Source organism: Arthrobacter sp. ISL-65, assembly GCF_018613795.1.
Classification (GTDB): Bacteria; Actinomycetota; Actinomycetes; order Actinomycetales; family Micrococcaceae; genus Arthrobacter.
In genome coordinates, this window is sequence record NZ_JAGGPN010000012.1 from 1 (window position 1) to 18,410 (window position 18,410).

An 18,410-nucleotide genomic window follows, 5' to 3' on the forward strand; every position below is an offset into this window, starting at 1 on the left:
CCGGCGCGGGAGGCGATGATCCCGGCGGTGAGGGCGGCGGCGGCTTCTTCGTGTGCCGGTGGCATGGGCCGCCCAACGAGTCCGGTGCGGGGGAGGGTGGCGCCGGCGAGGGCGAGGCGGCGGCGGGCTTCGGTGGAGCTGATCCGGAGCCGGGTGCGGAGGAACTCGGCGGTGCTCCGGGCCCCGTCATCGGCCGCGGACCACGTCACCGCGCCCGCCGGGACCGCTGGTGTGGCGGCACCAGCGCCGCCTGCCGTGTTGCCGGCAGCCGCGGCCCCCTCGGATCCGGAGACGGTAGCCGCAGCGGGTTCGGGTTCCGTGCCCCAGCCGGTGGTCCAGCCTGCCGTGCGGCTGGCGGTCTCGGCGGCGTTGATGGCCTCGGTCCGCGTCCGGTCCACCGCGTCGGCGGCCTGGAGCTGGAGGTAATCGACTCTGCGGGATAGTTCCTCGGTGAGCTCTGCGAAATCGGCCGCCTGGAGGAAGTTGGCTCCGGCCAGCTCGTCCGGTGCCGCAGTGGTCGCCGTGTCCAGCAGCGCCAGGGCCGCCTTCAAGTCACGAGTGGCCGGCACTGGCGACGCCAGCTCAGTAGCTGCCACATCAGCTGATACCGGGCCGGGAGTTGCCGAGCCTAGCGTTGCGGAACCGGCGGCTGGGACGCTGCGAAGCCCGCGGCCGCGCAGCAGAGCAGCCGCGGTCAAGCCGGAGACGTCAGTCCCGGTTGAGCTGTTCGCTCCGTGCTCTCCATAGGCTTCCATAGGAAAACTATCTCAACGGGCTCTGACATTTTTAGGGGTGATCAGGGTCACTGTGGACGAATAGCTAAAAGTTTTTGAAAAAACTTTTGGCCCCCGCCTATACCGGCCGCATCTCTCCATGGGCGGTGCATTGAATCAGGGGTGGCGCACGCCCACCCCGGCCAGAATGTCACGGTAGCCCTCACGGAAGGTTGGGTACTTGAACGAATACCCTGTTTCCCGAAGCAGCGCATTGCTGCACCGCTTGTTGCCACCACGGGCATCGCCCAGGGAACCTGTCAATGGGACGTCCATCCCCAACTCGGCCGCCAGGAAACGAAGGACGTCGCCCAACTCCGCCGGATCGTTGTCCACGCCCAGATAGACCGGCGACGGCACAGCACTCATGGTGCACAGGCGCACGATGGCACCTGCGGCGTCGTCTCGGTGGATGCGGTTGGTGAAGCGTGGCTGGTCCGGGATGATGGCCGAGCCTGTTCGGACCTGGTCGATGAGCCTGGTGCGGCCGGGACCGTAGATGCCGCCAAGCCTGAGCACGATAGGTGAGGTCCTCGTTCCATCGAGCCGCTTCAGCAGGAGCTCCTCGGCCTCACGCATGATGCGACCAGAGAATCCCGCGGGTTCCGGCGTCGTGTTTTCATCGATCCATCCGCCTCCAGCGTCGCCATGCACGGCCGTGGACGAGACGAAAAGGACGCGTTCGGGCGTCACATGGTCGCGCTCAAGAGCGTCGAGCACATGCGCCACGCCGTCCAGGTACGCGCTTCGGTAGGCCTCTTCCGTAGGCGCATCCGCTGCCACAGCGATGACGACGGCGGTGGTGTCCGCCGGGACAGGCGGCAGTTTGGCGGTGCTTAGGTTGGCAGCGGCGCCCTCGATCTCAGCCGGCAGCTTGTCCGGTGAGCGCCGCCAGCCCACCACCCGCTGGCCCGCTGCGGCGAACCGCAGGCCCGCCTCAGTGCCGAGGTCGCCGCAGCCGGCGAGAAGGATAGTCATAGCCGCGGGCTAGAGGGCCGGAACGGGGAAGAAGACGCGCGGGTCCTGCAGCAGCGCCGGGTAGTCGAACTCTGACCGGTCGATGATGTCGGTGACCTGGAAATTGCGGCCGAAGCGCCCGTCGTCGAGCGTGATCGGACGGCCCACGACCATTCCGACGGCGAACTTGCTGCCGCCGTCGAACGGCACGGCCACCGGCGACTTGCCGGGAAGTGTCGAGAAAGCCGATTCCTGCCGCTGCCGCTTCCGCGACGGCTTCTTCACCAGCGGCTTGGCCGCGGCCTTGCGGGCCACCTTGGATGGGCGGCGCGACGCTTCCTCCGCGTAGACGAACTGGTAGTCGTCGTCGGATTCCCCGCCGGCACCGGATTCACCGGCAGCGCCGGAACCGTCGACGGAACCGTCGCCGAAGGCAGAAGCGGGCGCAGCAGCGGAAGCCGCCCGCCCCACAGCAGGAAGCCCAACCTTGTCCAGTTGCTCGGGGTCGCCGTGGCCGACGTGCTCGCGAAGGATCCACAGAACGTCACCCTCTGGATCCTCCGGCAGGAACTCGTGCCTTGGTTCCGGCCAGACGTACTCCAGGCCATGCTCGGTGCCCGGGAAGACCTCTTCGTAGAAGCGTGGGTCCTTGCGGATCAGGTTGGAACGGTGGCTCAGGTGGAACTCGGGGTCGCCGAGCCACGGCGGAAGCAGAATCTTGGCTGCGTAGTCAGGGTGCGCAGCCTGCGGGGCGAACTCGCGGATGTTGTCCCGGGTGTTGTCGGCGAAGCCGCGCTTGGTCCACTCGTCAACCATGGCCAGGCCGTACATGGTGAGCGCGGGAACGTGCCCCATCCACATCCGAATGGCGGGGTGTGACTGCCATCCGTATTCCGGGATGACCAGCGCGCGGAGTGTCTGCAGCGCTTCTACGCGCTGTTTGCCCAGCCGGGGTGTGTCCAGCGCGGCCGCGCTTTGCCGGAAATCGGGATAGGGAAGGAAGGTTTGCATCCCTTCAGTCTGCCGTCCTTGGCGCCATGTGCCAATTGAAGTGCCGGAGGGCACAGTCAGTCGCCAAAATGGACAGTCGGATGTTCACATTGTGGACCTATGCATACGGAAGGTTGATTAATCCACTAAGATATCCGAAACCTCACCAGCGTCTGGAAGCCAACTCATGACTCTTACCTCGCCCGCGCCCCTGTCCTCCGCCCCCGCGGAAGCGAATTCACACGCGTCACAGGAGCCTCAGCTGTTCGTTCCGAAATACGGCCAAATGCTGGGCGCCGATGCGAACGGGATCCTCGTTCTGGACGAGTTTACGCTTGATCCGTCCGCTGCGCGCAAGGACCAGCACCGTTTCCGCACTGCGCTTGCTTCCGTTGCGCTGACCCTGCGCCGGCTCGTGGCCCTGCGCGTTTTCATCGCCGTGGTGGCCGTCGCCAACCTGCCGCTCTTCCTGATGTCCACCGGCTGGTGGATCTACGCCCTCTCGCTGGCCCTGGTGATCGGCGTCCACGCTGCCGTGAACTGGCTGAACAAGCACGAGCCGCGCGTCAAGCTGCGCCACGAGCTCGAGCTGCACCTGCACCGCGAACGCAGCGACAACTACCGCAAGGTGCGCGACGCCGTGAAGTTCGTAGTCGACAGCCCCGCTCGCGTCAACGAGCACCTCTACCTCGAGCTGCTGCACGCCAAGCGGGTTGCCCTGCACCTCGCGTCGGGTACTGTCGCCCTCCTCGACACCAGCGACGACGCCGCCTGGAAGGTGCGCATCGTCCGGGAACTCCCCGCCGTGGCCTAAGGCCGAATACTGACGCTTCCAGCCGTCACGCTGTAGGCAATTAATTACGACGCCGGGCGTCCCCCATTTAGGGGGCGCCCGGCGTCGTTATTGGTGGAGCCATGCAAAACGAAACCGGACGGCCCCTCGAAAGGGACCGCCCGGCGTCGAGCTCTAATGCAGTGCCGCTAAGCGGCCTGACCAGCCAGATTAGGCAGGCAGCTGCAGGACCTGGCCCACAAACACCAGGTTCGGGTTGCTGATGGTGTCGGTATTGGCGTCAGCGAGCTGCTGCCAGCCGCCCTGGATGCCGAGCTGCTGAGCGATCTTGCTCAGGGTGTCGCCTTCCTGGACCGTGTAGGTCTGGCCGCTCACGGCGACGGCGGCAGCGTGGCGGGCCTCGGCGGGGGCCTGGACCGGAACTTCGGCGGCCACCGGGGCCTGCGCCACGGGAGCCGTCTGAACCGGAGCCTGAACCGGAGCCTGGACGGGTGCGGCCTGGACCGGCGCCTGGGCAGGTGCGGCCTGGACCGGCGCGCTCTGGGGCAGGATCTGCGGTGCAGGAGCGCCACCGCCGCCGTTCAGGCCCAGCTTGGCGGAGCATGCGGGCCATGCGCCCCAGCCCTGACTGGCCTGGACCTTTTCGGCCACGGCGATCTGCTGCGCGCGGGAGGCGCCCTGGGGGGAGCCGGTTCCGCCGAAGGCAGCCCAGGTCTGCGGGGTGAACTGCAGGCCGCCGGAGAAGCCGTTGCCGGTGTTGGTGGACCAGTTGCCGCCACTCTCGCACTGGGCGAGGGCGTCCCACGTGGAGGCGCTGGCGGTAGGCGTGGCTGCGTTGGCGGCCGTGGCGGAGAGCGCCAGAGTTGCTGCGGAAACGGCGGCCAGGGTGACTCCACGGCGCGCGGCAGTGCTAAATGTCGACTTTTTCATTATTGGGATGCTCCTGAGGCCACCCGCGCTCGGTCCGTCCCCGGACGTTGTCGCGCTACTGCCCGCCCCCTGACGAACTAGAGGTCATTTCGGTATCCGCCGGCCGGGCAGTAACTGGTGGTGGCGGCACCGGGCATTCATGGGCCCGCGTCGCGCGGGCATGTGTCTCACCCTAAAGGTGTTGCACGCCGTTATCAAATCGAGATCTTTATTGACAGTCAAGCGATTTAAGGGCAGTCCGGCACGGCGCTGTGAGACCCCGCAAGCTGCCAGACGGGGATTCGCAGGGCTGTCATTCGGCGCTAGGAATTCAGGGCGGAAGCCAGGTAAGGCGCCGTCCGGCTGTCCGGTGAACCGGCGACGGCGGCGGGCGTTCCGGCCGCGACGATCTCTCCGCCGGCGTCCCCGCCGGCCGGTCCGAGGTCGATCACCCAGTCTGCTTCCGCCACCACGTCCATTTCGTGTTCCACCACGACCACCGTGTTTCCCGCGTCCACAAGGCGCTGCAGCTGGGCCATGAGGAGCCGGACGTCCGCCGGATGCAGCCCGGTGGTGGGCTCATCCAGCAAGTACAGCGTGTGGCCGCGGCGCGCGCGCTGCAGCTCGGTGGCGAGTTTGATGCGCTGGGCCTCTCCGCCGGACAGTTCCGTGGCGGGCTGCCCGAGCCGCAGGTAGCCCAGTCCGACTTCCCGGAGCGTCTGCAGGCTGCGGGCAGCGGCTGGAACGTCCTGCAGGAATTCCGCGGCCGCGTCCACGGTCATGCCCAGGACGTCGGCCACAGTCTTGCCGCGGTAGGTGATTTCAAGGGTTTCGGGGTTGTAGCGTGAGCCGCCGCATTCCGGGCAGGGGCCGTAGCTGCCGGGCAGGAAGAGCAGTTCGACGGCGACGAATCCCTCGCCCTGGCAGGTCTCGCAGCGCCCGCCCGCCACGTTGAAGGAGAATCGCCCGGCCCCGTATCTGCGCGCCCGGGCTTCGTCAGTAGCGGCGAACTCCTTTCGCACGGCGTCGAAGAGCCCGGTGTAGGTGGCCAGGTTGGACCGGGGCGTTCGGCCGATCGGTTTCTGGTCCACAGTCACCAGCCGGTCCACGTGGTGCAGGCCGGTCACGGTACCTACGCTCAGCGGGGCGCCCGGGCCGCCGTCCGCCATGGGCTGGTCTTCGTTGGCGCCCGTTAGCTCGGTCCCCGTTAGCTCGGTGGCAGCGGCGTCTGCACCCTCGCCGTTGCCGTGCAGTTCGGATCCGACCACTCCGGCCAGGACATGGCTGACCAGCGTCGACTTACCCGAGCCGGACACTCCGGTGACCGCCGTCAGGACCTGCAACGGGAAGGCCGCATCGAGGCCGCGAAGGTTGTGGCGGGAGATGTCCTTCAGTTCCAGCCAAGCACCAGGCTCCCGACGGCGGCCGGTACGGACGCTGCTGTCAGGCTCGCCGCCGCCGGTGCGGTCACCGCCGGCGGTGGTACCGCCGTCGTCAGCACCGCCCCTGGAACCGTCCGGAACGAGGAACGGGCGGGTAACGGAAGCCTCGACGGCCGCGAGGCCGGCCACTGGCCCGCTGTACAGAACTTCGCCGCCGCCCTCTCCTGCCCTCGGACCCACGTCCACGAGCCAGTCGGCGCGGCGCACAATGTCCATGTTGTGCTCCACCACGAACACGGAATTGCCCGAAGACTTCAGTTGCTCCAGCACCGCCAGGAGGGGCTCGGCGTCCGCGGGGTGCAGCCCGGCAGAGGGCTCGTCCAGCACATACACCACCCCGAACAGCCCCGAGCGGAGCTGCGTGGCGATCCGAAGTCGCTGCATTTCGCCCGGGGACAGGGTGGGCGTCGAGCGGCCCAGAGCGAGGTAGCCAAGTCCCAGATCCAGCAGGACCATAATCCGCTGGAGGAGGTCACGCGTGATGGCCACGGCAACCTCGTGGCTTTCGCCGGAGGACAGCTTGCGGGACGCGGTTCCGGCCTCCTTCAGCTCGGCCGTCGGGCGGATGATGTCCGCCAGTTCGGCCATCGGCACTGCGTTGAGTTCGGCGATGGTCCTGCCGGCGAACGTCACGGCCAGGGCCTCCGGCGTGAGTCCGCTGCCGCTGCACCGCTGGCAGGGTCCGGTTTCCATGAAGCGGAGCACCCGTTCGCGCATTGTGTTGCTCTTCGAGTCGGCCAGCGTGTGCAGCACGTGGCTCTTGGCGCTCCAAAACTTGCCCTTGTACGGCTTGGCCACGCGGTCGCGCTGCGGCGTGATTTCCACGACCGGCTGCTCGTCGGTGAAAAGGATCCAGTCGCGGTCCTTCCTGGGCAGCTCCCGCCAGGGGGTGTCGACGTCGTATCCCAGGTGGGTGAGGATGTCGCGCAAGTTTTTGCCCTGCCATGCCGTCGGCCAGGCGGCGATCGCACCCTCCCGGATGCTCAGCGACGGGTCCGGGACCAGGGAGGCTTCGGTGACGGTGTGCGCCACACCGAGGCCGTGGCACTCGGGGCATGCCCCGGCGGCCGTGTTGGGCGAGAAGGCATCCGAGTCCAGCGGGCTGGCACCGGCCGGATAGCTGCCGGCACGCGAGAACAGCATGCGGAGCGAGTTGGACAGCGTGGTCACCGTCCCCACCGTGGAACGGCTGCTGGGAGTGCCGCGGCGCTGTTGAAGCGCGACGGCGGGAGGCAGCCCGGTGATCATTTCCACCTTGGGATTGTGGCCCTGCTGGATGAGGCGGCGGGCGTACGGCGCCACGGACTCGAAGTACCGGCGCTGGGCTTCGGCGTAGATCGTGCCGAATGCCAAAGAGGACTTGCCCGATCCCGAGACGCCGGTGAAGGCGACGATCGCGTCGCGCGGGACGGCCACGTCCACGTTGCGAAGGTTGTTCTCGCGTGCGCCGCGCACCCGGACAAAGCCGTCAGCAGAATGGTGGGCACCGGTGCCGGTATCCAGGCTCCAGTCCAGATCGGCCAGGGGGTCAGCATACTCTTCAGTCCGCATCTGTTCGACTCTACGGGCATAGCCCGTCCGGGGACTATTCTGTCGGGGTGAACACTTACGACGCCGCCGCCGAACCGATCGATCCCGCAGCTCTTTCAGGCCAAACTGGGCCTTCAGAGCAAGCTGGGCCGTCAGAGCAAACTGCGCTTTTAGATGAAGAGGAGCTGGTAGCGGCCCCGTCCCCGATGCCTTTGGCGGAGCTCCACCTGCACATCGAGGGGACGCTGGAGCCGGAACTGATCTTTGCGCTCGCTGAGCGGAACGGGATCGAGCTGCCGTACGCGGGCCTGGATGAGCTGCGAAGCCGGTATGAGTTCACGGACCTGCAGTCGTTCCTCGACCTGTACTACGCCAACATGGCCGTGCTGCGGACCGAGCAGGACTTCGCGGACATGACCCGGGCCTACCTGGAGCGGGCTGCGGCGGCCGGGGTGCGGCACGCGGAAATCATGATGGATCCGCAGGCGCACCTCTCGCGCGGTGTCGCACTGGAGACGTGCGTGAACGGCGTAGCTTCCGTCCTCGCCACCTCGGAGGAGGAGTTCGGCATCTCGACGCTTCTGATCGCCGCCTTCCTGCGCGACCTGTCCGAGGACTCGGCGCTCGAGGTCCTGGAGCGGCTTCTTGCGATAAACGCGCCGATCGCCGGCATCGGCCTGGATTCCGCAGAGGTGGGCAACCCGCCGTCGAAATTCACGCGGCTTTTTGCCCGGGCCGGCGAAGCAGGCCTGCGGAAGATTGCGCACGCCGGGGAGGAGGGCCCGCCGTCGTACATCGTGGAAGCGCTGGACGTACTGGGCGTGGAGCGGATCGACCACGGGATCCGGTGCATGGAGGACCCGGACCTCGTGGAGCGGCTGGTCGATGACCATGTGCCGCTGACGGTCTGCCCGCTGTCGAACGTCCGGCTCCGCGCGGTGGACATGCTGGCCGCCCATCCGCTGCCTGCCATGCTGGCCGCCGGGCTCAACGTCAGCGTGAATTCGGATGATCCGGCGTACTTCGGCGGTTATGTGGACAGCAACTTCGCCCAGCTGGAGTCAGTCCTGGGCCTGTCCGAATTCGACCGGGTCAGGCTCGCCGCGAACTCGATCAGGTCGTCATTCGCCAGTGAGGAGCGGAAACACGAGCTGCTGGCCGAGCTGTCGGGCTAGGGACCGGGCGGGGCACTTGGCTGTGCGGAGTCGGCCGGGGCGCCGGTTGTTGGGCCACTGGTAGTCGCTGCCGGCGCGCCCGTCCGGATGATCCACCAGCCCAGCGCCGCCATGACCAGCCCGATGGGGATCCCGTAGGGCGGCAGCCCGGCGTTGTAGCCAAGGAAGCCGGCCACCACGAATGCCACGCCGATCCACGAGGGGAACATGCCTGAGCGCCAGCCGGCGATGCCAAAAAACATCCAGCCCAAGGCGAAGAGTATGTAGCTGGACAGTGCGCCGACGGCCAGCATTCCGGACCCTCCGGCGAGGATCGCGCCGGGGGCCACGTCGGTAATCCAAGGGCCAGCGAAGCCGTCAAACCACATGTTTCCGGCCATGTCCAGGGTGCCCACCAGAGCGAAACAGAAGCCGACGGCGCCCAGTCCGCCCGCCCGGCCCGCGAGCCTGAAGTAGACGCACACCAGGGCGAGCGTGAGCGGGACGAACACCACCCAGTACAGGGCGTTCGTGACCTGGAAAGGCGCCTGCCTCATCATCTCGATCCGGTCGAGGCCCCTGTCGGCAGCGAGCAGGCGGGCCACGTCCACGGCGGCGAAGACGAGGCCGGACACCAGGGCGATGGGACCCGCGGCTCTGGCTAGCGGTGAGGACATTTTTGCCTCCTGACGTGGATGGGAATGGCGGGTCCTGATTTGGAGCACCGGCGCCGTTCGCCCGGTGCCGGCCACCCGCCGTCGTTCACATGGGACGCATTCCGAGCGGGAAACGCCCGACGGCGGTGGCCGAGCGCGGTGCCTTGCGCCAGGTCCGGCGGTCCAACACCACTGTGGCAAGCACCGCGAGCACGACGACGAGGAAGTAGATCAGCTCCGCGCGGCCCGCGCCGGCGGCGGCGAAGCCGAAGGATCCTACGGTGAAGGTGCCCTGGCTGTTGTGGAACAGAAAGGTCAGGAGGACACTGCCGCCCGTTCGGTTGAAAAGCCACACGTAGAGGAAGGTGATGGCGAACGTCGTCGGCAGACCGATGGGGTTCAAACCGCCGAAGAGGACCAGCGGCAGGTGCCACAGCGTCACGAGCACGCCGAGGGTCGCCGCGGACAATAGCGGCGGGCGCGATGCCTGGAGAAGAGGGAGGGCGTAGCCGCGGAAACCGGGCTCCTCGCCGAGTGGGCCGTCGAGCGGATTCACCAGCCGGACGGCGAACACGGCAAGCAGGCCAGTCCACGTGAGCTGTGCGAGACCCGGAGCTGCGGCGCCGAGTGCCATGGTGATGAAGCCCGTAACCAGTACGAGGACCACAGGGAGCAGAAGAGCAACGGCGTACCAGATCCACCCGACACGCCACCGGATCAGCCGTCGTCCCCAGGCGCGGAACCCAGGGCGCCCCTCCGTCAAGGCTATGACGATGATCGCCGCGGCCAGCGGACCCACCGGCAGGAACTCCATTCGCGTCACTAGCCCGGCTGCGTAGAGAGGCCACAAGGCCCAGGAAATTGCGTAGGCCAGGACAAAGAATGCCAGAAGCCTGTGGTGCTTTAGCCAGCCCATCCGTCGGCGCATGTCGGCTCCAAACAGTTCTGCAGGTGCTCCAATTGTCCGCCCCTTCCGCGCTGGCGCGCCAGCGGGCAGGACCGCCTACCCCGGCGTCAGGAGGCCAAATGCTTGCAGGGACCTTCCATAACTGCTAGTCCTGTGATGGAGGCAACACCGCGGCGATGGTGCCGCGGTCAGCAGTACCGGGACGATGGCGAGTCAAGGAGTGTGCAGCATGCCGCGCAAGAACCCAGACGTGGAAGAGACGGACGAAAAGGACCTCGAAGTAGGCAAGCCCAAGGAGTGGGCCGCCGGCATCCCTGGCGTCCTCCACTCCATGCAGCCGGCCATCAAACACATGGGCCTGAGCAGGACAGAGAAGACACTGCTGGCCCTGAACCAGAAGCACGGCTTCGACTGCATGAGCTGCGCCTGGCCGGACCCGGACCACCGCAAGACGTTTGAGTTCTGCGAAAACGGGGCCAAGGCCGTCACCTGGGAAGCCACGCCCGTGGTCATCGAATCGGAGTTCTGGGCGGAGCATCCCGTCAGCGAGCTGCGCCAGAGAACTGAGTACTGGCTCGGGATGCAGGGCCGCCTCACGGAGCCGGTCTACAAGCCAGCGGGGGAGGACCACTACCGGCCGGTGAGCTGGGACGAGGCTTTCGGGATTCTGGCGCGGAAGCTGAACGGCCTGGCAACTCCGGATGAGGCTGCTTTCTACACGAGCGGCCGGACGTCGAACGAGGCAGCCTTCATCTACCAGCTGTTCGTGCGGGCCTTCGGCACCAACAACCTGCCGGACTGTTCCAACATGTGCCACGAATCGTCCGGCTGGGCGATGGGCCAGACCATCGGCATCGGCAAGGCCACCATCACCTACGACGACTTCGCCAAATCACAGCTCATCATCATCATGGGTCAGAACCCGGGTACCAATCACCCACGCATGCTCACGGCGCTGGAGGAGGCCAAGGAGGCGGGTGCCGAGATTGTGGCCGTCAACCCGCTGCCGGAAGCCGGGCTGCTGCGGTACAAGAACCCGCAAAAGGTCAAGGGCATCATTGGCCACGGCACAGACCTCGCGGACCAGTTCCTGCAGATCCGGGTGGGCGGCGATATGGCGTTACTGCAGGCCATCTCGAAGCGGGTCCTTGACGCCGAGGCGAGAAATCCGGGGACCGTGCTGGACCATGAGTTCCTTGAGCAGCACTGCGAGGGCCTGGACGAACTCAAAGCGCATCTCGACGAGCTGGACGACGACGCGGTCCTCGCGGCCACTGGGCTCCGCAGCGACGAGATTGACGAGCTCGCTGCCCGGTATCTGAAGGCGGACCGGGTCATCATCACGTGGGCCATGGGGATCACCCAGCACAAGAAGGGTGTGGCCACCATCAAGGAGATCATCAACCTGCTCCTGCTGCGCGGAAACATCGGCAAGCCCGGCGCCGGCGCCTCGCCGATCCGCGGGCACAGTAACGTACAGGGGGACCGGACCATGGGCATCTGGGAGCAGATGCCGCCCGCCTTCCTGGACGCCCTCGGTGAGGAGTTCAGCTTTGACCCGCCGCGCGAGCACGGCGCGGACGCCGTGGAAACCATCCGAAGAATGCGCGACGGCGGGATCAAAGTTTTCGTGGCACTGGGAGGAAACCTGGTGGCCGCCATCTCGGACACGCATGCTGCCGAAGCGGCCATGGAGAACACCGACCTCACCGTTCAAATCTCCACGAAGCTGAACCGCTCGCACACGGTGACGGGCCAGGAAGCCCTCATCCTGCCGACCATGGGGCGTACGGAGATCGACCTACAGGAGTCCGGCCCGCAGTTTATCTCTGTGGAGGACACTGTTTGCGCCGTTCATCCTTCGGCGGGAAGGGTCGAGCCTGTTGCGCCGAACCTGCTGTCCGAGGTGGCGATCGTCTGCCGGATCGCGCGGGAGACGGTCGAGGGGAAATCCAGCGCGGACTGGGCGGGATTCGAGAAAAACTACGACCTCATCCGGGAGCACATTTCCCATGTGGTGGCGGGCTGCGAGGACTACAACAGCAAGATCCGGCAAGACGGCGGCTTCGTTATGCCCAACGGCCCGCGGGATTCGCGCACCTTCACCACGCCCACCGGCAAGGCCATGCTGACCGTCAACCACCTGGAGAGCATCGAGCGGCCCGCGGGCATGTTGATCCTGCAGTCCGTCCGCTCGCACGACCAGTTCAACACCACGATCTACGGGCACAATGACCGTTACCGCGGGATCAAGAAGGGCCGGGACGTGGTGTTTGTCAGCCCGGAGGACATCGCCGAGCTTGGCCTCAGCGACGGCCAGTTCGTGGATATCCACGGCGTCTACGAGGACAATGTGGAGCGGGTGATGAGGAAGCTGCGCGTCGTTTCGTATCCCACGGCCAGCGGCTGCGCTGCCACCTACTACCCGGAAGCCAACGTTTTGGTGCCCTTGGAGAGCGTCGCGGAGGGGAGCAACACGCCGGCGTCCAAGGCTGTGCTTGTGCGCCTGGAGCCCAGCGCGGAGACCGCGTAGCGCCCAGCGCTTCCTGAGGCGGCGTTCTTCCGGGGTCCGGGGGTCACTGGGCGGTGCTTGACCAGCCCTCACTGTCCGGGCCGCCTTCGGTTCCGTGCTCGCACAGCCGCAGGGCGACGTCGGCCGCCGACTGCACCGCGTCCTGTGGCGTCGCGCTGCCGCCCTTCGCCGCCAGCCCGGCGGCGTAGCCGACCAACAGGGCGGTGACGGGCCCTGCCTCTCCGTTGACCGCGCGGGAAGACTCAGCGGCGAGGCGTGCCACCAGCTGCTGGTCCACCTTGAGATCCAGGATCTGCAGCGCCTGGATGAGCCGTTGGCTCCACTGGGCGAGGTCCTGGTCTGTGGCTCCGGCGCCGCCGGCGCCCTCTGTAATGCCCGTCATTTGGACTTCCTCTCTTGCTCGTTTTTGCCTCCGCTCCCGGCGGGCGCGGAGGGGCGGGATCTAGGTATCTATCGAGGTCATGTGCGGATAGCGCGCCCCTGCGGCAGCGCCCGCGGGGGCAAGTTCGTCAAGGCGGGCAAGGTCCTCCGCTGAAAGCTCGACGGTGGCCGCGCCCAGGTTCTCGGCCAGGCGTTCGCGCTTCTTGGTGCCGGGAATGGGCACGATGTGCTCGCCCTGGGCGAGCAGCCAGGCCAGGGCGAGCTGCGCCGGACTGCACTGCTTCTCATCTGCGAGTTCCTTGACCCGGTCCACGAGCTCCAGGTTGCGGGTGAAGTTTTCGCCCTGGAAGCGGGGAGAGTGCCGCCGGAAGTCGTCCGCAGCAAAGTCGTCGGGGCTACGCAACTGGCCGGTGAGGAAGCCCCGGCCCAGGGGACTGTAGGGCACGAAACCGATTCCCAGCTCAGCCAGCACGGGGAAAACCTTCGTCTCCGGCTCCCGCTCCCAGAGTGAATACTCGGTCTGCAGCGCAGTTATCGGATGGACGGCGTGTGCCCTGCGGATGGTCTCAGCGCTCGCTTCGGACAGCCCCAGATGGCGGACTTTGCCGGCCTCGACGAGCTCCGCCATCGCTCCGACGGTGTCCTCGATCGGGACGGTCTTGTCCACCCGGTGCTGGTAGTAGAGGTCGATGTGGTCCACGCCGAGCCGCTGCAGGCTGGCGTCGCACGCGGAGCGGACGTACCCGGGGCGGCCGTTGATGCCCACCCAGGAACCGTCCTCCCGCCGCTCGTTGCCGAACTTCGTTGCCAGGACCACATCGGAGCGCCGGCCCGCGATCGCCCTGCCCACCAACAACTCGTTCGTGAACGGGCCGTACATGTCCGCGGTGTCCAGCAGGGTTCCGCCGGCGTCCAGGAAAGCGTGGATGGTGGCGATGGACTCGCTGTCGTCGCCGGTTCCGTAGAACTCGCTCATGCCCATGCAGCCGAGGCCGAGACTGGAGACGGAAAGTGAACCAAGTGTGCGGAATTCCATGGGGCTCTCCTCAGGTAGGTTGCGGGAGTGGCTCAGGGAGGTGCGGTGTAGTCGCCACTATAAGTCGACTTGCTGCATTTTTGCTCCACTTTCGTGGCGTCGAAACGCCGCCGGCCCCGGGTCTCCCGCATGCTGACGCGGCTTTCCCGGGGGCTGGCGGCGGTGTTGTTTTCTAAAGTGGTGCAGAAATGCGCGGTCCAGGCTAGCTACGGCGCCCGAAACAACAGCTACGGCGTCGGGCTGCCGCCGTTGACGTTCAGGGTCTCGCCGACCACGAAGCTCGACTCCGCCGAGGCCAGGAACACGTAGGCGGGGGCGAGTTCGGCGGGCTGTCCGGCCCGGCCCAGGGGTGTGTCCTTGCCGAACTCGGGCAGGGCTTCCTTGGGCTGGCCGCTGCTGACCTGCAGGGGTGTCCAGATCGGCCCGGGAGCCACGGCGTTCACCCGGATTCCCTTCGGCGCCAGCTGCTGCGCCAGTCCCTTGGTGAAGTTGTTGATGCTTGCCTTCGTGGTGGCGTAGTCAAGGAGGGTCGGCGACGGGTTGTAGGCCTGGATCGACGTCGTGTTGATGATTGTGGAGCCGGCGGGAAGGTGGGGTACCGCGGCCCTGGTGAGCCAGAACATGGCGTACACGTTGGTCTTCTGCGTGTGATCGAACTGTTCGTCGCTGATGTCGCCGATGTCCTCTTGCGCCACCTGCTTGCCGGCGTTGTTCACGAGGAGGTCCAGTCCGCCCAGTTCCTGCAGCGCGGTGTCCACCAGCTTCTGGCAGGTAGCGGGGTCCTTGAGGTCGCCGGGGACTTTCACGGCCTTGCGGCCGGCCTTCTCGATCAGATTCGCGATTTTCGCGGCGTCTTCCTCCTCCTCAGGAAGGTAAGACAGTACGACGTCGGCCCCTTCACGGGCGAAGGCGATCGCCGTCGCTGCGCCGATGCCGGAGTCCGCGCCCGTGACGATTGCCTTCCGGCCGTCGAGGCGACCCGTGCCGCGGTAGGTGTCCTCGCCCAGGTCGGCCTTGGGTTCAAGCTTGGCGTCCAGGCCGGGCTCGGGCTGGTGCTGCTTGGGCGGCTCGATGTGCTCGTAAGCGGTGACGGGGTTCTTGAAGGTGTACTGGTCGGTCATGGTTCTCCTCCGTGGTGGTGTTGAACGCGGACAGGAACATCAAGGTCCGGGCGGTGCTGGCATCGGGAAAATGCTAAGCATGCTTACCGTCCACCCTAGCGAGACTGCGGCGATGCTGCCAGTGGTCAGTTGGCGTGGACTGCTCAACGTGGACTGCTCAACCCGGGCTGCTCAGGGCCAGCTGCGGTGAAGGGGCGGCGTCCACCCCTTCCGCGTACTGCATCGCCTGAATAGGCTGGCAGTCTCAGCTCAGTCCGGCGCGCCGCGATTGCTAGCGGCGCTTCCGCAACGGCAATCCATGACGCGGTATCGAGGGAGTGTAGGCGATGGACAACCAGGATATTCTGCAGCGCATCCAGGCGCTGGTTGACGAAGAGCATCAGCTCCGCGCTCCTGCGGCGTCGGGCCACGCCAGCGGCTCCGGCGGGGGTGGCTCCGGAGAAGGTGCTTCCGACGAGGATGCGGACGGTCGGGATGAGCGACGTGCCCGCCTGCGGCAGGTGGAAGAAGCGTTGGACCAGTGCTGGGATTTGCTGCGCCAGCGCCGGGCAAAGTGGAAGGCGGGCGGGGACCCCAATGAGGCGGATGCCCGTCCTGTCAATGAGGTGGAAGGCTATGTGCAGTAAGAGGGGGCCTGTGCAGTAAGAGGCGTCCAGTGCAGTAAAAGGCGGCCAGTGCAGTAAGAGGCGGCGAGAAGTAAGTCCCCACCCGCACGGAAGGGCGGCCGCCGTTAGCAGCCGCCCTTCCGCATTGCTTGCGGGTTGTTACCGCCGTCCGGCTAGTGCCGGCAGCTACTGTTCCTGGCCGCTGTGCAGTCCGTCGTCGCTGCTGTCTGCGGAAGCCGAGTCGCCGGTGTCGTCGGAGAGGTCCATGTTGCCGCGGGCTTCCTCCATGGTCGGTCCGCCGGACGGGACGCTGTAGCGCTCCGGACGGATGCCGTGCGACTGCTCCTCGATGAGCGCCTGCTCCTCGCTAAAGCGGATGGCGTTGGCGTCATCACCGGCGTCGCCGGGAACGTCATCGCGGAGCTTTGAAGGGTCCGGAACGATAAAGCCGTCTGCCTTGCTGCTGTGTTCACTCACTGAACTCATCCCTTCCGTTTGGTGCCTCGGTCTACATGGTAAGCCTACTTTCTATTGCCGATGCCGGGAAATGACCCAGAAAGTGGGTCGGGTAAGTAGCCCTCGCGACCCAGCAAAAACCGAGACTTCACACTCATTTCAGGTGTTATCCCCGTCATAGTCGGTCACGACACACAATGTTTACCGGGCAAAGTCGCCAGATTCGCCCAGCTCTTGGCAAACTACATGGGGAACAATCGCTCTGTAAGGGGAACCATGCGCAAGACTGCCGCCGAAAACACCAACATCCGCCTTAAGGCCGTGCTGGACGTTCTGGCAGAGGGGGTGTTGTCCGGTGACTCGCAGAACGCCGGCGCCGTGCTGGCTGAAGCGCTCGTTCGGGTGCCGCTGAATGCCTACGAAGCTGAACTCCTCAGCGGCGGCATTCCCCGAGGCCACAAGTCACTGACCACTGCCACCGCCAAGCTGGTCAAGGCTGGCTGGCTCGTCAAGGGACGCTCCGGCTGGACCATCACTGAAGACGGGCAGCGCGCAACGGTCGCCTTCCCGGACGCGGCCAGCTTCTCGGCCGCGCTCGACGCCGGTACTCCGGTCCCTGCCGACACGCCCCTTCCGGTGGCCGCACCTGCCAAGCCGGCAGCCACGAAGGCTGCCGCGGCAGAGGATGAGAAGGCTCCGTCCAAGGCGGCGAAGATTGTCGACAAGGCGGCCAAGCTGATCGAGGACGCAGTAGCTCCCGTAGCCAAGGCCGTACGTAAGAAGGCCGACGCCGAAGCGCAGGCTCCCGCCGTCGAAAACTCCGCGGCGACCATCGACCAGCCCGCCGCCGTGGCCGTGGCCGGCGACTTCAACACCCTGCTGGGAGCCCCGGAGAACTGGGCGCCGCAGTACGACGAATCGCAAATGAAGCTGGACGAGCTGGAGCAGCTGTGGAAGATTTCGGCTGAAATCCCTGCCGGCTACTACAACTTCAAGATCGCCCTCAACCGCTCCTGGGATGAGAACTACGGCGCGTTCGGCGCATTCGATGGTCCCAACCACGAACTGCACCACTCCGGCGGCCAGCTCACCATCCGCTACGACCACCGGACGCGGGACATCACCGTCAACTGATCCCGTCCGGCCGAAGCCCCGCTGTAGCACATGCTGCAGCGGGGCTTCGCTGTTCCCGACCCGCTGGTCGAGCCCGTCGAGACCCCTGCCGCTGGTCGAGCTTGTCGAGACCAAGGTGAGCCTCTCGGTCTTCGGTGCCGGAGCCGGTTCGTTATTGATGGCAACACTTTGGACGCGGTGCCCTCCAGCGTCTTCCCCAGCCAATGGACAAAAGCCCAGAATGGGGAGCACATTCGCAACTCAAGGAGGAGTTTTGCGCTATTCAGGGACTTTGCGCTGTTCAGGGACTTTGTCCGGGGCCGCCCTCTTGGCCGCCGTCGTTGCACTCGCCGGCTGCGGGGCGCCTGCCTCGCCCGGTGGAGGAGGGTCTGCGGCACCAACAACTTCAGTCTCTTCGTCGGATGCGGCCACCGCAACGGGTAGCGGAACTGCAGCGGCAACCGACAGTCCCGCGTCTGCCACTGCCACGCCGTCCGCAACGCTGCCTGAGGACTGGAAGACGTTTACGACGTCGGACGGCAAGTTGGCCTTCGACGTTCCGTCCGTGTGGACCATCAAAGACCCTGCCGGACAGACGCCGCAGGGCGGCGGCGTGTTTGTGGAGGTCCGAAACCCTGCAGGCAAGGCGATGGCCACGCTGCGCACCAACATGGTGGTGGGCGCTGAATGCCTCAAGAAGCAGCCGTACGGCATGTACGACTCCGAACCGCTACCGGCACTGAAGCAGTCCGGCAGCACGCCGAGGTTCACGTTCGAGTCGCGGCAGGACGATACCGCCACCGACCCCGCCAAGATGACGATCCTGGCCTACGGCATCACCTCGGCGCCGGAACCGACCGAGCCCACGGCCTGCCCGATAGCCCATTTCTTCACCTGGCCGCCAAACGGGGCGATGTTCGGCGGGGTCTACAACCCGTTCGACACCACCCCGGGAAATCCGCCGAACGTGGACACGCCTGAGGCGTACATGGAAACCCCCGAATACAAGAACATCCGCGCCATGATCACCTCGCTCCGTCCGGCGGGGTAGCGC

At 66.3% G+C, this 18,410-nt stretch carries 17 protein-coding genes and 1 pseudogene; 6 read left to right on the forward strand and 12 right to left on the reverse strand.

The window, feature by feature from the left end:
• The 3 genes and pseudogenes from J7I85_RS05265 to J7I85_RS05275 all read right to left on the reverse strand — a co-directional run.
• Nucleotides 1–755: pseudogene (locus tag J7I85_RS05265) on the reverse strand (HNH endonuclease); the annotation flags it as partial.
• A gap of 135 nt (nt 756–890) precedes the next feature.
• The gene (locus J7I85_RS05270) at nt 891–1,751 is read right to left on the reverse strand and encodes an NAD-dependent epimerase/dehydratase family protein (protein WP_214847600.1); all 861 of its coding nucleotides are present in this window, start codon (nt 1,749–1,751) and stop codon (nt 891–893) included.
• A gap of 9 nt (nt 1,752–1,760) precedes the next feature.
• Nucleotides 1,761–2,741 carry an MSMEG_6728 family protein gene (locus J7I85_RS05275; RefSeq protein ID WP_214847602.1) on the reverse strand — a complete coding sequence of 327 codons (981 nt, stop codon included), beginning with the start codon at nt 2,739–2,741 and terminating at the stop codon, nt 1,761–1,763.
• 265 nt (nt 2,742–3,006) lie between these two features.
• Between J7I85_RS05275 and J7I85_RS05280 the strand changes: the two genes are divergently transcribed.
• Nucleotides 3,007–3,534: a hypothetical protein gene (locus tag J7I85_RS05280; RefSeq protein WP_374102443.1), complete on the forward strand. Its 528-nt coding sequence runs from the start codon at nt 3,007–3,009 to the stop codon at nt 3,532–3,534.
• Nucleotides 3,535–3,723: 189 nt separating this feature from the next.
• On the opposite strand, the gene J7I85_RS05285 is transcribed toward J7I85_RS05280, so the two are convergent.
• Nucleotides 3,724–4,443 (reverse strand): transglycosylase family protein, encoded by a 720-nt coding sequence (locus J7I85_RS05285; protein WP_214847606.1) that lies wholly within the window; start codon nt 4,441–4,443, stop codon nt 3,724–3,726.
• A gap of 302 nt (nt 4,444–4,745) precedes the next feature.
• Nucleotides 4,746–7,415 carry an excinuclease ABC subunit UvrA gene (locus tag J7I85_RS05290; RefSeq protein ID WP_251023964.1) on the reverse strand — a complete coding sequence of 890 codons (2,670 nt, stop codon included), beginning with the start codon at nt 7,413–7,415 and terminating at the stop codon, nt 4,746–4,748.
• 185 nt (nt 7,416–7,600) lie between these two features.
• Between J7I85_RS05290 and J7I85_RS05295 the strand changes: the two genes are divergently transcribed.
• On the forward strand, nt 7,601–8,569 hold the full coding sequence (locus tag J7I85_RS05295; RefSeq protein WP_214847608.1) for an adenosine deaminase: 969 nt from the start codon (nt 7,601–7,603) through the stop codon (nt 8,567–8,569).
• Here the strand turns inward: J7I85_RS05295 and J7I85_RS05300 are convergent.
• Both J7I85_RS05300 and J7I85_RS05305 read right to left on the reverse strand, forming a co-directional pair.
• Nucleotides 8,566–9,225 carry a hypothetical protein gene (locus tag J7I85_RS05300; protein ID WP_214847610.1) on the reverse strand — a complete coding sequence of 220 codons (660 nt, stop codon included), beginning with the start codon at nt 9,223–9,225 and terminating at the stop codon, nt 8,566–8,568. The genes J7I85_RS05295 and J7I85_RS05300 overlap by 4 nt on opposite strands.
• Before the next feature lie 85 nt (nt 9,226–9,310).
• Nucleotides 9,311–10,132, reverse strand: coding sequence for a CPBP family intramembrane glutamic endopeptidase (locus tag J7I85_RS05305; RefSeq protein ID WP_214847612.1), 822 nt, complete (start codon nt 10,130–10,132; stop codon nt 9,311–9,313).
• Nucleotides 10,133–10,340: 208 nt separating this feature from the next.
• Between J7I85_RS05305 and J7I85_RS05310 the strand changes: the two genes are divergently transcribed.
• Nucleotides 10,341–12,644, forward strand: a complete 2,304-nt coding sequence (locus tag J7I85_RS05310) for an FdhF/YdeP family oxidoreductase (RefSeq protein ID WP_214847615.1) — start codon at nt 10,341–10,343, stop codon at nt 12,642–12,644.
• 43 nt (nt 12,645–12,687) lie between these two features.
• On the opposite strand, the gene J7I85_RS05315 is transcribed toward J7I85_RS05310, so the two are convergent.
• The 3 genes from J7I85_RS05315 to J7I85_RS05325 all read right to left on the reverse strand — a co-directional run bounded on the left by J7I85_RS05315 (nt 12,688) and on the right by J7I85_RS05325 (nt 15,182).
• Nucleotides 12,688–13,026, reverse strand: a complete 339-nt coding sequence (locus tag J7I85_RS05315) for a DUF6457 domain-containing protein (protein ID WP_214847617.1) — start codon at nt 13,024–13,026, stop codon at nt 12,688–12,690.
• Nucleotides 13,027–13,086: 60 nt separating this feature from the next.
• Complete coding sequence (locus tag J7I85_RS05320; protein ID WP_214847619.1) at nt 13,087–14,061, reverse strand: aldo/keto reductase; 975 nt, start codon at nt 14,059–14,061, stop codon at nt 13,087–13,089.
• 227 nt (nt 14,062–14,288) lie between these two features.
• A complete protein-coding gene (locus J7I85_RS05325) occupies nt 14,289–15,182 on the reverse strand; it encodes a glucose 1-dehydrogenase (protein ID WP_214847625.1) in 894 nt (297 codons plus the stop codon).
• A 326-nt stretch (nt 15,183–15,508) separates the two neighbouring features.
• On the opposite strand from J7I85_RS05325, the gene J7I85_RS05330 reads away from it, so the two are divergent.
• Nucleotides 15,509–15,808 carry a DUF2630 family protein gene (locus J7I85_RS05330; protein WP_214847633.1) on the forward strand — a complete coding sequence of 100 codons (300 nt, stop codon included), beginning with the start codon at nt 15,509–15,511 and terminating at the stop codon, nt 15,806–15,808.
• A gap of 165 nt (nt 15,809–15,973) precedes the next feature.
• On the opposite strand, the gene J7I85_RS05335 is transcribed toward J7I85_RS05330, so the two are convergent.
• Entirely contained in the window at nt 15,974–16,273 is a 300-nt protein-coding gene (locus J7I85_RS05335) for a hypothetical protein (RefSeq protein ID WP_214847635.1), read from the reverse strand.
• A 246-nt stretch (nt 16,274–16,519) separates the two neighbouring features.
• Between J7I85_RS05335 and J7I85_RS05340 the strand changes: the two genes are divergently transcribed.
• Nucleotides 16,520–17,377, forward strand: a complete 858-nt coding sequence (locus J7I85_RS05340) for a glycosidase (RefSeq protein ID WP_214847637.1) — start codon at nt 16,520–16,522, stop codon at nt 17,375–17,377.
• A gap of 258 nt (nt 17,378–17,635) precedes the next feature.
• On the opposite strand, the gene J7I85_RS24895 is transcribed toward J7I85_RS05340, so the two are convergent.
• The gene (locus J7I85_RS24895; protein WP_251023965.1) at nt 17,636–17,932 is read right to left on the reverse strand and encodes a hypothetical protein; all 297 of its coding nucleotides are present in this window, start codon (nt 17,930–17,932) and stop codon (nt 17,636–17,638) included.
• Between J7I85_RS24895 and J7I85_RS05345 the strand changes: the two genes are divergently transcribed.
• Entirely contained in the window at nt 17,922–18,407 is a 486-nt protein-coding gene (locus J7I85_RS05345; RefSeq protein ID WP_251023966.1) for a hypothetical protein, read from the forward strand. The two genes, J7I85_RS24895 and J7I85_RS05345, sit on opposite strands and share 11 nt — an antisense overlap.
• Nucleotides 18,408–18,410: the final 3 nt, after the last annotated feature.

Bases quoted from the DNA above. Each gene is read 5' to 3' on its own strand.
- J7I85_RS05325 (WP_214847625.1), bottom strand. From the start codon at position 15,182: ATGACCGACCAGTACACCTTCAAGAACCCCGTCACCGCTTACGAGCAC.
- J7I85_RS05315 (WP_214847617.1), bottom strand. From the start codon at position 13,026: ATGACGGGCATTACAGAGGGCGCCGGCGGCGCCGGAGCCACAGACCAG.
- J7I85_RS05305 (WP_214847612.1), bottom strand. From the start codon at position 10,132: ATGCGCCGACGGATGGGCTGGCTAAAGCACCACAGGCTTCTGGCATTC.
- J7I85_RS05300 (WP_214847610.1), bottom strand. From the start codon at position 9,225: ATGTCCTCACCGCTAGCCAGAGCCGCGGGTCCCATCGCCCTGGTGTCC.
- J7I85_RS05275 (WP_214847602.1), bottom strand. From the start codon at position 2,741: ATGCAAACCTTCCTTCCCTATCCCGATTTCCGGCAAAGCGCGGCCGCG.
- J7I85_RS05295 (WP_214847608.1), top strand. From the start codon at position 7,601: ATGCCTTTGGCGGAGCTCCACCTGCACATCGAGGGGACGCTGGAGCCG.
- J7I85_RS05335 (WP_214847635.1), bottom strand. From the start codon at position 16,273: ATGAGTTCAGTGAGTGAACACAGCAGCAAGGCAGACGGCTTTATCGTT.
- J7I85_RS05320 (WP_214847619.1), bottom strand. From the start codon at position 14,061: ATGGAATTCCGCACACTTGGTTCACTTTCCGTCTCCAGTCTCGGCCTC.
- J7I85_RS05310 (WP_214847615.1), top strand. From the start codon at position 10,341: ATGCCGCGCAAGAACCCAGACGTGGAAGAGACGGACGAAAAGGACCTC.
- J7I85_RS24895 (WP_251023965.1), bottom strand. From the start codon at position 17,932: ATGGTCCACACGGACGGAACGTCGAAGGCCAACTTGCCGTCCGACGTC.
- J7I85_RS05270 (WP_214847600.1), bottom strand. From the start codon at position 1,751: ATGACTATCCTTCTCGCCGGCTGCGGCGACCTCGGCACTGAGGCGGGC.
- J7I85_RS05280 (WP_374102443.1), top strand. From the start codon at position 3,007: ATGCTGGGCGCCGATGCGAACGGGATCCTCGTTCTGGACGAGTTTACG.
- J7I85_RS05330 (WP_214847633.1), top strand. From the start codon at position 15,509: ATGGACAACCAGGATATTCTGCAGCGCATCCAGGCGCTGGTTGACGAA.
- J7I85_RS05290 (WP_251023964.1), bottom strand. From the start codon at position 7,415: ATGCGGACTGAAGAGTATGCTGACCCCCTGGCCGATCTGGACTGGAGC.
- J7I85_RS05285 (WP_214847606.1), bottom strand. From the start codon at position 4,443: ATGAAAAAGTCGACATTTAGCACTGCCGCGCGCCGTGGAGTCACCCTG.
- J7I85_RS05340 (WP_214847637.1), top strand. From the start codon at position 16,520: ATGCGCAAGACTGCCGCCGAAAACACCAACATCCGCCTTAAGGCCGTG.